The 15361-nt window shown below is 71.6% G+C and carries 11 protein-coding genes; 4 read left to right on the forward strand and 7 right to left on the reverse strand.

Features of this window, described 5'->3' with window-relative positions; translation table 11 throughout:
* Window positions 1-25: 25 nt before the first annotated feature.
* Complete coding sequence (locus ACIQPT_RS33550; RefSeq protein WP_401161545.1) at window positions 26-820, reverse strand: VOC family protein; 795 nt, start codon at window positions 818-820, stop codon at window positions 26-28.
* Window positions 821-1163: 343 nt separating this feature from the next.
* Between ACIQPT_RS33550 and ACIQPT_RS33555 the strand changes: the two genes are divergently transcribed.
* On the forward strand, window positions 1164-3395 hold the full coding sequence (locus tag ACIQPT_RS33555) for a DEAD/DEAH box helicase (protein ID WP_401161547.1): 2232 nt from the start codon (window positions 1164-1166) through the stop codon (window positions 3393-3395).
* 39 nt (window positions 3396-3434) lie between these two features.
* Here ACIQPT_RS33555 and ACIQPT_RS33560 read toward each other — a convergent pair whose 3' ends face one another.
* A complete protein-coding gene (locus ACIQPT_RS33560) occupies window positions 3435-4496 on the reverse strand; it encodes a multicopper oxidase domain-containing protein (protein ID WP_401161549.1) in 1062 nt (353 codons plus the stop codon).
* Between the two features lie 282 nt (window positions 4497-4778).
* Here ACIQPT_RS33560 and ACIQPT_RS33565 point away from each other — a divergent pair, with 282 nt between their 5' ends.
* Together ACIQPT_RS33565 and ACIQPT_RS33570 are read left to right on the forward strand one after the other, a co-directional pair.
* Window positions 4779-7283, forward strand: a complete 2505-nt coding sequence (locus ACIQPT_RS33565; RefSeq protein ID WP_401161551.1) for a ThuA domain-containing protein — start codon at window positions 4779-4781, stop codon at window positions 7281-7283.
* Window positions 7280-9520 (forward strand): OmpL47-type beta-barrel domain-containing protein, encoded by a 2241-nt coding sequence (locus ACIQPT_RS33570; RefSeq protein WP_401161553.1) that lies wholly within the window; start codon window positions 7280-7282, stop codon window positions 9518-9520. The genes ACIQPT_RS33565 and ACIQPT_RS33570 overlap by 4 nt, the downstream gene beginning before the upstream one ends.
* A gap of 15 nt (window positions 9521-9535) precedes the next feature.
* Here ACIQPT_RS33570 and ACIQPT_RS33575 read toward each other — a convergent pair whose 3' ends face one another.
* Window positions 9536-10636, reverse strand: a complete 1101-nt coding sequence (locus tag ACIQPT_RS33575; RefSeq protein WP_401161555.1) for an ABC transporter permease — start codon at window positions 10634-10636, stop codon at window positions 9536-9538.
* Window positions 10633-11661: a non-homologous end-joining DNA ligase gene (gene ligD / locus ACIQPT_RS33580; protein WP_401161557.1), complete on the reverse strand. Its 1029-nt coding sequence runs from the start codon at window positions 11659-11661 to the stop codon at window positions 10633-10635. Before ligD ends, ACIQPT_RS33575 begins: the two co-directional genes overlap by 4 nt.
* A 76-nt stretch (window positions 11662-11737) precedes the next feature.
* Between ligD and ACIQPT_RS33585 the strand changes: the two genes are divergently transcribed.
* Window positions 11738-12799 (forward strand): ATP-dependent DNA ligase, encoded by a 1062-nt coding sequence (locus tag ACIQPT_RS33585; protein WP_401161558.1) that lies wholly within the window; start codon window positions 11738-11740, stop codon window positions 12797-12799.
* Here ACIQPT_RS33585 and ACIQPT_RS33590 read toward each other — a convergent pair.
* The 3 genes from ACIQPT_RS33590 to ACIQPT_RS33600 form a co-directional block, all read right to left on the reverse strand.
* Entirely contained in the window at window positions 12788-14041 is a 1254-nt protein-coding gene (locus ACIQPT_RS33590; protein WP_401161560.1) for a lytic transglycosylase domain-containing protein, read from the reverse strand. The two genes, ACIQPT_RS33585 and ACIQPT_RS33590, sit on opposite strands and share 12 nt — an antisense overlap.
* Before the next feature lie 21 nt (window positions 14042-14062).
* On the reverse strand, window positions 14063-14797 hold the full coding sequence (locus ACIQPT_RS33595) for a hypothetical protein (protein ID WP_401161561.1): 735 nt from the start codon (window positions 14795-14797) through the stop codon (window positions 14063-14065).
* 64 nt (window positions 14798-14861) lie between these two features.
* Window positions 14862-15359 (reverse strand): hypothetical protein, encoded by a 498-nt coding sequence (locus tag ACIQPT_RS33600; protein ID WP_401161586.1) that lies wholly within the window; start codon window positions 15357-15359, stop codon window positions 14862-14864.
* Window positions 15360-15361 lie beyond the last annotated feature (2 nt).

Genomic DNA, 15361 nt, shown 5'->3' on the forward strand with positions numbered 1-15361 from the left:
TCAATCCGCCTCGCCGGTCCCGCCGCTACTGCCTCGGCTCGGGCCTCATGACCGCGAAGACCGCCCCGTACGGATCGGCGATGTTGGCCATCTTGCCGACGCCGGGCACCTCCATGGCGGCCAGGGTCTCCGTGCCGCCGAGCCGCTTCGCCCCGGCCACCGTGGCGTCGACGTCGGCCACGTCGAAATACGGCAGCCAGTGGGGGCCGCGGGCGGCCTCGGACGGGACGTCGCCCATCCGGACCAGGCCGCCGAACGACGCCTCCGGGCCGGCGCCGGCCGGGTGGACCGTGGTGTAGGTGTAGTCGGTGCCCTCCACCTTCAGCTCGTCGGTCCGCCAGCCGAGGACGCTTCCGAAGAACGCGGCCGCCGCCGGGACGTCGGTGGTGTACAGCTCGGCCCAGAGGAACGAGCCAGGCTCCTGGACGACGCCGAAGCCTTGGTGCTCCTTCGGCTGCCAGACACCGAAATACGCTCCGGCCGGGTCCGTGAAGCCGCCCATGCGGCCGTAGTCGAGGACGTCCATCGTCTCGAACGCGGCGCTTCCGCCCGCCTTCGTGATCGCCTCGGCGGTGGCGTCGACGTCGGGTGACTGGAAGGAGACCGACCAGGCACTCGGCGACTCCTCCTCGGACACCGTCATCACCCCGCCGACGTACCGGCCGTTCAGAGTGAGCATGCCGTACCCGCCGACCTCGGGGCCGCCGGGGATCAGGTCCCAGCCGAACAGCTCGCCGTAGAAGGCGGTGGCCCCTTCGAGGTCGGGCGTGCCGAGATCGACCCAGCTGGGCGCTCCGTCAAGGAAGGTGGGGCTGATCATGGCGCACTCCTCAGTCGGTCCGGGTGGTCCTGCTCGTCGGTACTGCCGGGGTTGTTCCTCTCGTTCCGAGTCTTGCACCGGGCACGGACGACCGCAGTCCGCGCGGGGCCGGCCGGGGCGCGGCCCACCGGCGGTGGTCACGTCCGCCGTGCGGCCCAGGGTAGGCATCGCGGGCCCGCCGGGGCGAAGCGTTGGACCGGCGCGTCGCCGGTGCGCCGCCCCGCGCACCGGCCGCCGCGACGGGGCCGGGAGTGTCGGCGGGGCATGGCACGATGACGAGGAGGCCGGAAGAGAGCGGGGTCCCGGGGCTGCGAGACGCCCCCTCGGGAGCAGAAGGACGCACATGAAGCAGAGCGGGGCGGCGGGCGGCACGGCCCTCGGGACACGCGCGCGCGGGGCCGCCGAGGGTCCGGTGCCCACGGGCGGCGCGGCCCGTGAGCTGCTCGCGCGGGCGGAGCGGCTCCTGGAGAGCGCCCGTGCCGTGCCGGCGGACCGGGCGAGCGCCGCGGACGCCGTACGTTCCGTGCTCGATCCGCTCCTCGACTCCCTGGTGGGCGGGGAGCTGGACCGTATCCCCGTCGCCCGGCTCAAGGACGTCACCGAGGGACGGCTGCGTCTCGGCGCGCTGGAGCAGGCCGGGTTCGGCACGGTCGGGCAGGTCCACGGCACGGGCCGCTACGCGCTCCGGCAGCTCCCCGGGGTGGGTGCGCACACCGCCGACCAGGCGCTGGCCGCCGCCGGGCAGATCGCCCACGCGGTGCGCGACACCGTCTCGGTGCGGATCGACGTGGACGCCCCGGACGACACGAGCACCGCCCTGGTGATCGCCCTGCACCGGCTGGTCGAGGCCGGTGCGGACGCGCGGCGGGCGGTGGACGCGGCCCGCCGGCTGACCGAGCTGCTCGGCCCTCCGGTGGTGGCGGCCGCACCGGCCGGGAGCCGGCTGCGGATGCTGTTCACCGGGCGGGAGGCACGGGCGCGGGTGCGGGAGGCGCTCGGTACGGTGCGGTCGGCCGTGGCGGACGCCGTGGAGCGGGGTCTGCCGGTGCTCCTCGCCCAGGCGTCGGCCGACCTGCTGCGGTCCCCGGCCTCGCCGGCCGAGGCCTGGGTGGACTTCGAGCTGCGGTCCGCCGAGTACTACAGCCTGCTGGCCGAGCTGTCCGGCAGCGGGCCCGACCGCGATGCCGCCGAGGGGTTCCTGCCCGCCGGGATCGCGGACCGGGTGCGGGCGCTGCGCCTCGACGACACGCATCTACGGGTGTCGCTGCGCGGCTACCAGGCGTTCGGGGCGCGCTTCGCGCTGGCACAGAAGCGGGTCGTCATCGGGGACGAGATGGGGCTCGGCAAGACCGTGCAGGCCATCGCCGCCCTCGCCCATCTCGCCGCCCACGGTGAGAGCCACTTCCTCGTGGTGTGCCCGGCGAGCGTGCTGATCAACTGGACCCGGGAGATCCGGGCCCGCTCCACGCTCCGCGCCGTTCCGGTGCACGGCGCGGAGCGGACCGAGGCGTTCGCGGACTGGCGGGAGAGCGGCGGGGTGGCGGTGACCACCTTCGACGCGCTGCGTCTGCTGCCCGAGGGCGCGGCGGCCGAGGTGCGGCCCGGGATGTTGGTGGTGGACGAGGCGCACTTCGTGAAGAACCCCGAGGCCCGCCGGTCCCGGGCGGTCGCCGCATGGGCGGAGCGGGTGGAGCGGGTGCTGTTCCTCACGGGCACCCCGATGGAGAACCGGGTCGAGGAGTTCCGCAGCCTGGTGCGCCAGCTGCGCCCCGAACTCGCCCCGGCGGTCAGCTCCACGCACGGCGCGGCCGGTTCGCGGGCCTTCCGCCGGGCCGTCGCCCCCGCCTATCTGCGCCGCAACCAGGTGGACGTGCTGGCCGAACTCCCGGCGCTGGTCCAGGTGGACGAGTGGGAGGAGTTCGGCTCCGAGGACCGGGACGCCTACCGCGAGGCGGTCGCCTCGGGGCGGTTCATGCGGATGCGCCGGGCCGCGTACGCCGTGCCCGAGGCGTCCGCCAAGCTGGAGCGGCTGCGCGAACTGGTCGACGAGGCACGGGACAACGGCCTGAAGGTGGTCGTCTTCTCCTACTTCCGCGAGGTCCTCGCGACGGTCGGCGATGCCCTGGGTCCGGAGGCGTACGGTCCGCTGTCCGGAAGCGTCCCGCCCGCCCGGCGACAGGAGTTGGTCGACGCGTTCTCCGCCGTGGACGGGCACGCGGTGCTGCTGAGCCAGATCCAGGCGGGCGGCACCGGGCTGAACATGCAGGCCGCGTCCGTGGTCATCCTGTGCGAGCCGCAGATCAAGCCCACCCTCGAACACCAGGCCGTCGCCCGCGCCCACCGGATGGGCCAGGTGCGCACGGTCCAGGTGCACCGGCTGCTCGCCACGGACAGCGTGGACCAGCGCCTGGTGGATCTGCTGGCCCGCAAGGACCGGCTCTTCGACGCGTACGCCCGGCGCAGCGACCTCGCGGAGACCACCCCGGACGCGGTGGACGTCTCCGACGCCGAGCTGGCCCGGCGCATCGTCGAGGAGGAGCAGCAGCGGCTGGCGGACGACACCCGCCGTCCGTGACAGGGCCCGCCCCCTCCGCGGGCTCCGTGACGGACGGGGTCAGTGCTGGTGCTCCGCCGCGCCCGCTTCGGAGCCCTTCTTCCCGTCCTTCTCTGTCTTCTCCGCCTTCTCGGTCTTCTCGGTCTTCTTCTCCGTGCCGCCCGCCGCGTGGTGGGGTTCGTAGCCCGGGATCGTGCCGTCGGCCTTCTTGATCAGCAGGAGCCCCGCCATCCCCATGTCGGAGTGGCTCTGGACGTGGCAGTGGTACATCCACGCGCCCGCGCCCACGCGTTCGCCCGCGATGATCTGGAGGCCGAAGGAGTCCGCGGGGCCGCAGATCTTGTTGTCGATGACCCGGCTGGGATCGTCCGGGCCGGTCAGCAGGCCGGTGCGGTTGTCGGCCCAGCGGTGACCGTGGATATGGAAGGTGTGGTAGTACTCGCCGTGCGTGATCATCACGAATTCGAGCCGATCACCCACCGTGGCCTCGAAGTTGGTGCTGTTGTGCTCGGCCTTGTTGTTGATCGTCATGTCGTTGAAGACGACCGTGCACGTCTGGTCCGGCAGGATGTCGCCCTTGCGGCGCACGATGACCGGCCCGTAGAGCCCCTTGCGGATGCCGCCGGTGCCGTGGTCCGTGCCGACGACATGGTCGTGGTAGTGCCAGTAGCCCGCGCTGCCCGGCTCCCAGGTGCCGTCCTTGCGGCGGCCCGGGGCGTGGGTGCGCCAGGTGTACGTCCGGGTGCCGCCGGGCTCGACATGGCTCTTGTTCATCCGGGTGCCGTCGTTGGCGATGTCGTAGTCGACGCCGTGGACATGGAGGCTGGCGTCGACGTCGGTGAGGTTCTCGAACTCGATGTGCAGCGTGTCGCCCTCGTTGACCTCGATGAGGGGGCCGGGGATCGAGGCCTTGCCCTTCTCGAAGCCGTAGCCCAGCTCGCCGTTCGGCAACTTCTCGGCGTACATCTTCAGTCGGCGCGTGACGCCGCCCGCCGGGGCCGTACGCGGCGGGTTCTCGGCCGAGCTTGCCTCCACCGCTCCGAGCGACAACGATGTCACCCCGGTCGCGGCCACGGCCGCGCCACCGACCAGCATCCGCCGGCTGAAGGTCCTTCGGTCCATGTCGAACTCCCCACTGCGATAAGGAAACTGGCGGAACCGCCGATACGGAACGGCCTCACGAGATCGCCGGAACGGGCCATACCGTAGCCGGGGCACTTCCGTTTATCCACACCCAGGACAAAGTTCGTGCGATTGCTGCCATAGCTATTGGCGGACCACGAAAAGAGGTCTAGCTTCGTGCGCTGTCGCAGTGAATCAAGTAGCACCGACGAAGAACTGACGCAGAGTGAGCAAGCCACAGTCACCGAGAGGTGCAGTGACCACAGAGGGGTGGGTGACCACATGCAGCGCGCATCACATCACCGGTCCAGATCACGACGCGGCCTCGCGGCGGCCGTGGCGGCCGGCGCACTGACCGTGTCCATGCTGGGCAGCGGCGGCCCGGCCAGCGCGGATCCGTCGCCGGACCGGGCCCTGGTGGAGAAGATGGCGACAACGTTGTCCCTGCCGTCCCCGCCGGGTGCCGCGAACCAGGTCAAGGTGCTGGTCTTCCACGCGTCGGCGGGCGACGAGGCACCGTACGCGGAGGCCGGGATCGCGGCGATCGAGAAGATCGGGCAGACCGGCCCGGAGGCCGGGCGGTTCACGACCGTGGCCACCGACAACCCGAACGTCTTCACCAACGGCAAGCGGCTCGGCTCCTTCCACGCCGTCGTCTTCCTGACCGGCGGGGGCGACGTCCTCGACCCGGAGCAGGAAGCGGGCCTGGAGGCGTACATGGAAGCCGGCGGCGGCTTCCTCGGCGTCCATGACGCGGCCCGCACCGAGCCGTACTCGGACTGGTTCACCGGTCTGGTCGGAGCCCGCCCGGCGGCGGACAGCCCGGCGTCCGTGCAGCGGGCGACCGTCGAGATCGGCGACCGGGTCCACCCGGCCACCAAGAGCCTGCCGTTGGAGTGGAAGCGCCCCGACAAGTGGCTGAACTGGACGAAGAACCCGTCCGGTGACGTCCACACCGTGGCGCGCGTACGGGAGTTGACGTACCAGCCGGGCGCGAGCGCCAACGGCTGGGACCACCCGGTCTCCTGGTGCCGCGACTACGACGGCGGCCGCTCCTTCTACACGGCGATGGGCGGCACGGCGGACAGCTTCGCCGAGACCGACTTCCGGGATCATCTGCGCGGCGCGCTCGCCTGGACCAACCGGACCTCGCAGGCCGACTGCAAGGCGACGATCACCTCCAACTACACCGCCGAGCGGGTCACCGAGCCCAACCAGCCGGGCCAGAACGACCAGATCGGCGAACCGCACGGTCTGGTGACCGCCCCGGACGGGCGGGTCTTCTACATCGGGCGCGGCGGGGCCGACAGCTCCCAGCCGGTCGTCATCGACTGGAACGACCCGGACATCGGCAAGGGCAAGGGCGAGATCCACGTCTACGACCCGGAGACGAAGAAGGTCACCCTGGCGGGTGCGCTGGACGTCTTCGGCAACAAGGGCGGCGGCGACGAACTGGTCAAGGTCGAGGAGGGGTTGCTCGGCATCGAGCTGGACCCGGACTTCGCGTCGAACGGGTGGGTGTATCTGCACTACACGCCGCACGCGAAGATCGACCGCGACAAGCGCATGGCGGTCCGGCAGGTCTCCCGCTTCACCTTCGACTCCGCGACGAACAAGCTGGACCTGGCCTCGGAGAAGGTGCTGCTCGACTGGCCGGTGCAGATCAACAGCTGCTGCCACGCGGGTGGTGGCCTGGCCTGGGACTCGAAGGACAACCTGTACATCGCGACCGGTGACAACAACTCCTCCGGTTTCAGCGACGGTTACTCCGGCAACAACCCGGAGCCGAACTACAAGGGCGTCTCCTTCGCCGACGCGCGGCGCACCTCGGGCAACACCAACAACCTCAACGGGAAGATCCTGCGGATCCACCCGGAAGACGACGGCACGTACACCCTGCCGTCCGGCAACCTCTTCACCGGCGAGGAGCCGGACGAGGGCGGCGGCAAGACCCGCGGCGAGATCTATGTGATGGGCGTGCGCAACCCGGCCCGGATCTCGATCGACACCTCGACGGACACGCTGTACGCGGGCTGGGTCGGCCCCGACGCGGGCGCGCCGTCCACCACCTGGGGCCCGGCGAAGTACGACACGTTCGCCGCGATCACCAAGGCGGGCAACCACGGCTGGCCGTACTGCATGGGCAACAACCAGCCCTACCGGGACCGTAATCTGCCGGACCCGACCAAGCCGCTGGGCTGGTACGACTGCAACGCCCCGAAGAACGAGTCGCCGAACAACGACGGGCTGGTCAAGCTGCCGCCGGTGACCCCGAACACCATCTGGTACTCCCCGCAGGGCGGCGGGGTCGACTACCCGCGCGACGAGAACGGCGTACCGAGCTACAAGACGGACGAGGGCAAGGAACTCCTGCCCTGGCTCAAGGGCGGCGGGCAGGCCACGATGAACGGCCCGGTCTACCGCTACGACGCACAGAGCGAGTCAGCAGCGAAGTGGCCGGCCTACTGGGACGGCAAGTGGTTCGTCGGCGACTTCTACGACGACACCCAGCCCCGGCACGCCGTGCTGACCGACCCGAAGACGGTCGGCAAGGGCGGACTGCCCACGCACGCCGAGTCGTTGAAGAAGATCATCCCGGTCGGGGCCGACGGCATCCGCAACCTGATGGACTGGAAGTTCGCGCCGGACGGTTCGCTGTACGTCCTGGACTACGGGCGCGGCTTCTTCACCTCGGACTCCGCGTCCGCGCTGTGGCGCGTCTCGTACAAGGGCGGCGACGCGACCCCGGCCGCCAAGGATCTCGTCGGAAAGGCGGCGGCGAAGTGAGACACCACTCGCTCCTTGCACGGAGGCGGCATCGTCCGCCGAGCTTCTGGGTGGCCCTGCTGGCCTCCCTCGTGATGGTCCTCGGGCTGACCTCCACCGCCGCGTACGGCAAGGGCGGCGACACTCCGGCGGCCAAGGCCGCCGACCAGGTCCTGACCTGGACCGCCGGCGACCCGATCGACCACTATCTGACGGCTCCGGAGACGGCGGTGGCCGGCAAGGCGACCATCGTCTTCGAGAACAGCACGGCCACCGGGAACACGACGAGCATGCCGCACACGCTGACGTTCAGCGTGTCGGACCCGGAGTACAACACCGACGTCCAGCTGAACATCCTGGCCAACCCCGGTGACTCCGAGGGCGGCAAGCACAGCGTCGAGGTCACGCTCACGCCGGGGAAGTACTTCTACCACTGCACGATCCCCGGCCACGGTGAGATGAAGGGCGTCCTGACCGTCACCGAGGACGGTGGCGGCGAGGACACCGAGGCCCCCGCGACCTCGGCGAAGGTCGACGGCGACCAGAACGGCGACGGCGCGTACATCGGCCAGGCCTCGGTCAGTGTCGAGGCCACCGACGCGGGCTCCGGCGTCGACACCGTCGAGTTCGCCCTGGGGGCCGACGGCGCGTGGCAGCCGTACACCGCGCCCGTCGTGGTGAACGAGGTGGGCGACCACACGGTCCGCTACCGGGCCACCGACAAGGCGGGCAACGCGTCCGAGGAGAAGTCCGTCGACTTCGCGGTCGCCGCCCCGCCGACCGACGACGAGACCCCGCCGGAGACCTCGGCGACCGTCTCGGGCGAGCAGGACGAGGCAGGCGCGTACCTGGGCATGGCCACGGTCACCGTGACCGCGTCCGACACCGGGTCGGGCGTCAACACCATCGAGTACGCGCTCGGCGCGGACGGCGCGTGGCAGCCGTACACGGAACCCGTGATGGTCCACGAGGTGGGCGAGCACACGGTCCGCTACCGGGCCACCGACCGCTCGGGCAATGTCGCGGACGAGCAGTCCGTCGACTTCACCGTGGTGGAGCCGCCGTCGCAGGATCAGACGGCTCCGGAGACCTCGGTGACCGTGGAGGGGAACAAGAACTCCGACGGCGCGTTCATCACCAGCGCCAAGGCGACCGTCACCGCGACCGACGACGACTCGGGCGTGGAGAAGGTCGAGTACAGCCTCGACGGCGGACCGTACCTCGCGTACACCGCCCCGGTGATCGTCGACCGGGTCGGCCACCACTCGATCGCCCACCGGGCGACGGACAAGGCGGGCAACACCTCCGAGGCGAAGAAGGCGTCGTTCACCATCGCCCAGGGCGGCGGCGTTCCCGCGCCGAACTGCGCGGAGTTCGACGAGCGGCACACCGTCTTCGTCGGCACGATCGACACGGGCGTCCCGAACCGGATCACCGGCAACCGCTGCACGATCAACGAGCTGATCGAGGACGAGAAGGACTGGTCCTCCAACGCGCTGTTCCTCAAGCACGTGAAGGCGGTCCTCGACAAGCTGAAGACCGACGGTGTCATCGACCAGCGCGAGCGCAAGGCGATCAACCAGGCCGCCAAGCAGTCGGGCATCGGCAAGCCGGGCCAGTCCGAGGGCTACACCAAGCTCTTCGACGGCACGACGGCCTCGCTCGCCAAGTGGGAGCAGGTGGGCGGCGGCAAGTTCGAGCTGAACGAGGAGGAGGGCTCGATCACCAGCTCCACCACGGTGGACGGGATGGGCATGCTGTGGCTGCCGAACCGGGCCTACGGCGACTACTCGCTGAAGCTCCAGTGGCGGGACGACGCCCCGGGCTCGGGCAACGCCAACGGCGGGGTCTTCGTCCGCTTCCCGAAGGTCCACGACCACCCGGAGGAGTCGCGTCCGGAGTGGGTCGCCATCAAGTACGGCCATGAGATCCAGGTCAACGACCGGCCGGACGGCGACATGTACAAGACCGGTTCGGTGTACGGCTTCGACCGCGTCGGTCTCGGCGGCGCCGGGGTCACCCCCAAGGGCACCTGGAACGACTACGAGATCAAGGTGGTGGACCAGCACTACGAGATCTACCGCAACGGTGTCCTGATCAACGAGTTCGACAACACCGGCGGTCAGCTCTTCGAGCCGCCGCGCGGCGACGACCCGGGCACCGACGGCCGGCGGTTCGCCTCCGGTTACATCGGGCTCCAGGTCCACGGAGTCACGGACGTCATCTCGTACCGCGACATCCGGATCAAGGAGCTGTAACCCGCGCGGAAGGTCTCAGGTGGCCGCGGCCGCATGCTCCGGCGTGCGGGCGCGGCCACCGGGGTGTCGGTGCCGCCACACCCAGAAGACCGCGCAGGAGACCAGCGCCCAGCCGGCGAGGACCAGGTACGGGAAGACGAACTGGTGGCCCTGGTAGTAGACGGCGGTGTGCTGGGCGTTGACGGAGGCTCCCGGCGGCAGCCAGCGGCCGATGTGGCCGAGCGCCGAGGGCAGCAGCGGCCAGGACACCGCCCCGCCGGACGACGGGTTGCCGAGCAGCACCATGACGCCCCAGGTCGGGATCATCGCCCAGCGGCCCATCAGGGTGTTGAACATGGTGAAGACCATGCCGGAGGTGAACATCGTGAACGCCAGGATCAGCCAGGACTGGACGAACGGCAGGTCCACCGCCCCGAGCCACCAGTCGACGGCCGCCGCGATGGCGAAGCCGCCGAGCAGGGCGTACGCGGCGGTGAAGGCGATCCGCTCGGCCGGGTTCAGGCCGTGGGCGTGCACGCTGAGCTGGATCGCGCCGAGGAAGCCCATGATCACTGCGGCCAGCGAGATGTAGAACAGGGCGAGCCCGCGTGGATCGCCCCTCTGGAGCGGCTTCACGTCCCGGACGGTGACCTCGACCCCGGTGGCGTCGCCCACCTTCAGCCCCGCCTCGCCCAGCAGTTCGGCCACGGACGCCCCCGAGGCCCCGGCCACGTCGAGCGCCACCCCGCCGCTGTCGGACGCGCGCACGATGGCGAAGACCTTCTGCTCGTCCAGGGCGCGGCGGGCGTCCGCGACGTCCGGGTAGTCACGCAGTTCGAGGGAGGCGTCGAGGGCCTTCTCCATCCCCGCGACGAACGCCTCACCGCGCTCCGCCGCCGGCCGGGTGACCAGGGCGGCGGGGATGCGGTGCGGAGTGGGGTCGGCCATGGCGTACGTGTAGGAGCCGGCGAAGAGGCCGGCCGCGGCGGCGACGATGAGGACGAGGACGGTCGCGGGGAGGAACGGGCTGTTCTTGTAGGCCTCCCAGCGTTCGCGCAGGGTGAGCGGCCGCCCGTGTGCGCCGTGCCTCTCACTGCTTCCGCCCTGCTCGCCGCCGTTCTCGTCGCTCCCGCTCACGCCATCTCGCCGTCGTCGTCATCGTGGCGGGCGCGGCTGGGCTGGACGCGCTTGGGCTCGCCGGGCATCTTCGGATACTCCGGCGGATAGGGCATGTCGCCGAGCCCGCGCTCCTTCTCGTCCCGGTCGGCCAGCTCCAGCAGCCCGTCGAGCCGGAACGCCTCCTGGTCCATGTCGGCGTGGACGTCGCCGAGTTCGGCGTAGCGCCCCGGCATCGTGCGGAGGTCGAAGTCGCGCGGTTCGGCGTCGTCGATCTCCTCCCAGCGCAGCGGCGCGGAGACCGGGGCGTGCGGGAAGGGGCGTACGGAGTAGGCGGAGGCGATGGTGCGGTCGCGGGCGGTCTGGTTGAAGTCGACGAAGATCCGCTCGCCGCGCTCCTCCTTCCACCAGGCGGTCGTCACCCGCTCGGGCATCCGCCGCTCCAGCTCGCGCCCGGCGGCGATGGCGGCGCGCCGCACCTCGACGAAGGTCCAGGCGGGCTCGATGGGCACGAAGACGTGCATCCCGCGGCCGCCGGAGGTCTTGGGCCAGCCGCGAACGCCGTGGTCCTCCAGGACGGAGCGCAGCTCGTGGGCGGCGGTGACGGCGTCGGCGTAGTCGGTGCCGGGCTGCGGGTCCAGGTCGATGCGGAGTTCGTCCGGGTGGTCGGTGTCCCCGGCGCGGACCGGCCACGGGTGGAAGGTGAGGGTGCCGAGGTTGGCGGCCCAGATCACGGCGGCGAGCTCGGTGGGGCAGAGCTCGTCGGCGGGGCGGCCGCTGGGAAAGGCGATACGGGCGGTGGGGATCCACTCGGGGAGGTTCTTCGGGGCGCGCTTCTGGTAGAAGAAGTCGCCCTCGACCCCGTCCACGAAGCGCTGGAGCGTGGTCGGCCGGTGGTTCAGGGCACGCGTGATCCCGGGGCCGACCGCCAGGAAGTACTCGGCCACGTCCCTCTTGGTGTAGCCCTTCTCCGGGAAGTACACCTTGTCCGGGTTGGACAGCCTCACGGCCCGTCCGCCCGCGTCCAGCTCCACCGCTGCTCCCATGACGGCCACGGTAGGCCGGTCGCACATATGCCGCACATCGGGAGACATGGGTGGGTAGGCGGTCCAGAATCGGGCCATGGACCTGCCGGTGATGCCGCCCGTGAAGCCGATGCTCGCCAAGTCGGTGGCCAAGATCCCGCCGGGCATGAGCTACGAGGCGAAGTGGGACGGCTTCCGGGCGATCGTGTACCGCGACGGCGACGAGGTGGAGATCGGCAGCCGCACCGGAAAGCCGCTGACCCGCTACTTCCCCGACCTGGTCGACGCCGTACGGGACAACCTCCCGCCGCGCTGTGTGATCGACGGGGAGATCGTCATCGCCCACGAGGGGCGGCTCGACTTCGACCGGCTCAGCGAGCGCATCCATCCGGCGGACTCCCGGGTCCGGATGCTGGCCGAGCAGACCCCGGCGAGCTTCATCGCCTTCGACGTCCTCGCGATCGATGACACCTCTCTCCTCTCCACCCGGCAGGCGGACCGGCGGGAGGTGCTCCGAGCGGCGCTCTCCGGCGCGGACGCGCCCGTCCTCCTCGCCCCGTCGACCACGGACATCGAGATCGCCCGGGAGTGGTTCGAACGGTACGAGGGGGCCGGGCTCGACGGGGTGGTGGCCAAACCGCTCGATCTGCCCTACCGGCCCGACACCCGGGCGATGTACAAGATCAAGCACGAGCGGACCGCCGACGTCGTGGTGGCGGGCTACCGCGAGCACAAGAGCGGACCGGTCGTCGGCTCGCTGCTGCTCGGCCTGTACGACGCCGAAGGCGTGCTCCAGCACGTCGGGGTCTGCGCGGCCTTCCCGATGAAGCGGCGCGCCGAGCTCGCCGAGGAACTCGCCCCGCTGCGCGCCGAGTTCGCCGAGCACCCGTGGGGCGCGTGGGCGGACGCGGCGGCGCACGAGCAGTCGCGGCTGCCGGGGACGCAGAACCGCTGGTCGGGCAAGAAGGACCAGTCCTGGATTCCGCTGCGCCCCGAGCGGGTGTGCGAGGTGGCCTACGACCACATGGAGGGCGACCGGTTCCGGCACACCACCCAGTTCCGCCGGTGGCGTCCGGACCGGTCCCCCGCCGGCTGTACGTACGCGCAGTTGGAGGAGGTCGTCTCCTACGACCTGTCCGAGGTGTTGTCAGGCGGCTGACTCCGGGTCACCGGTCGGCGTGGCGCAGGGCTCGTCCGACGCGCCCGGGTCGGGCGTACCGGCGTCACCGGACGGGGACGGCGACGGGGTGTCGTCGGGGCAGCCCGGACCGGTCTCGCCCGGGTCGGGGTCCGGCGGTGTGGTGGGCCCGGTCGGGTCGGGGTCCGGGCCCGGGTCGGTGGGGCCCGGGTCGGTCGGGTCCGTCGGGTCGGGGCTCGGGCCGGGGTCGGTGGGGCCGGGGTCCGTCGGGTCGGGGCTCGGGCTCGGCGAGCCGGGATCCGTGGGGCGCGGTGTGGGCGTCGGGCTCGGCGGCCGGGTGGGCTGCGGGCCGACGACGACGCCTCCGTCGTCCTTGCCGGGACGTCCCGGCGCGCCGGGGCCGCCGACCGGGGCCTTGGCCGGGGTCTTCCCGCCGGGTCCTGGGCTGGCCGGGAGAACGCCCTCGCCGTCGGCGACCGGGTGGCTGCCCTTGCGGTAGAACTCCAGCCAGGACAGCACCGTCCGCAGATAGGTGTCGGAGCGGTTGTAGCTGAGGATCGCCCGGTCCAGGTCGGCGCGGCGGGTCAGGTCGCGGGGCCCGGCGCAGAGGTAGTGCCCGGCGGCGAGCGCCGCGTCGTAGATGTTGTTCGGGTCCTTGCGGCCGTCGCCGTTGCCGTCCGCGCCCCAGGCCGCCCAGGTGGACGGGATGAACTGCATCGGCCCGACGGCCCGGTCGAAGGTCCGGTCGCCGTCGTACGCCCCGTTGTCGGTGTCCCGGATCAGCGCGAAGCCGTTGCCGTCGAGCGCGGGGCCGAGGATCGGGGTGAGCGTCGTCCCGCTCGCGTCGACCCGCCCTCCGGAGGCCTGGCCGGACTCGACCTTGCCGATCGCCGCGAGCAGTTGCCACGGCAGTCCGCAGCCCGGGTCACTGCGGCCCACCGCGGTCTCGGCCTTGCGGTAGGCGGCCAGCACGGTGGCCGGGATGCCCGCCTCGGACCAGGCACGCGCCACGACGGGGTCGGGTTTCGTGCCGGGCTTCAGGGGCGCCGGCGGCTTCGGGGACCGCAGCGGCGGTAACTCGGTGTGGTAGACGTCGTCGCCCGGCACCTCGGTCCATACGACGTCGTCGGAGGCCGCCGCCTTCTCCTGCCGGGGCTCGGGCAGGGCGAACCCCGGAGCCTGGGACGCGGTGAGCGCGGTCATCGCGGCGACGGCGGTGGCCGTGGTGCTCAGTCGGCGGCGCACGGTGCGGTCGAACCTCATGGGGGCACCCCTCTCCGGGTCTCAGCGAGTGAACGTATCGATGGCGGCGATCAGCCAGGTGTCCCCGCGGCGAACGGCGTCCACGGCGAACATGGCCGCCGCGTACGTCGTCTCCTCGTCCTTGCCCGTACGGGTGTTGCTCTGGTCGGCGAAGACCAGCAGCCGGGCGCGGTCGCCGTCGAGGAACTCCACCCCGCTCTCGGTGACGGTGGTCGTCAGGACGAGCTTCTGCTTCGGGGCCTGCTCCCGTACGTCGGCGAGCATGTCCTTGTGCTGCTGCACGGCCCGGCCGGTCAGATAGGTGCTCGCCGCACGGTCGGACCGGGCGGGCGAGGCGTAGTCGTACGAGAACACCGCGCCGACCGCCTCACTGATCCGGCCCTTCACCTCGCTGGTCCGGCCGATGTCGGTGAGCGCGGTGTTCTGCCGGGCCGGTTCGTCGCGGAGGTCGCCGGCCGAGGCGAACGCCCAGGCGGCGAAGGCCCCGAGGAGGACGGTGAGGGCGCAGAGGACGACGGGGAGGGTGAGGTGAGGACGGCGTCGGGCCTGCTTGCGAGGGCTCTCCCCCGGCGTATCGGGAGCGGTGTCCGCCTCAGTCTGTGGTTCGGGCTCGGTGGCTGTGGCTGTGGCTGTGCCGGTAGTGGCGGCGATGGGGGTGACCGCCTCGGCTGCCGGGTCCGGCTCGGTCCCCGGGGTACGCGGTGGTGCCGTGGCCAGCCGGCGGCGGCGGTTGACGAGGTGGCGGGTCGTCGACATGGGCGGGGTCCTCTCCGGGGCGTGCGGGGCGGTGCGAGCGGGTCGGCTGTTGCGGGGGCTGAGGTCAGCCGCCCGTGCTGCCGACGGGTGCCTGGCCCAGTGCGCTGAGCTTCCACCCGTCGGCGGTCCGGGTGAGGCCGCCGAGCAACCGGCTCTCCTTCACCGCCGGTTCGCCCTTCGGCGCGGTCACGGTGACCCGGATCGCCACCATCACCCCTGCCCGGCCCGCCCGTTGGTCCAGTTCGGTGACCGCACCGGAGAGGACCTTGGCTGTGCTGACCGTCTTCGCCTCGGCGATCTGCTTGGCGAACGCGTCGCGTCCGTCGATGAGTTGGCGGTGCAGGTCGCCGGTGGTGGACTGCTCCCAGCTGTCGAGCCCCTTCTCCAGCGAGCGGTGGTCCAGGGTGTTCATGTTCTGCACCGCCTGCTCGCCCGCCGCCAGCGCGTCGTCCCGCTCCTGTGCGAAGGACGCCGCGTCGTCGTGCGTGGCCTCGTAGCGCGACCAGCCGCCCCAGCCCGCCGCTCCGGCCGCGCACACCGCCAGGGCCAGCGCGGCGATCACCA

The organism is Streptomyces sp. NPDC091289, from assembly GCF_044757365.1.
GTDB lineage: Bacteria > Actinomycetota > Actinomycetes > Streptomycetales > Streptomycetaceae > Streptomyces.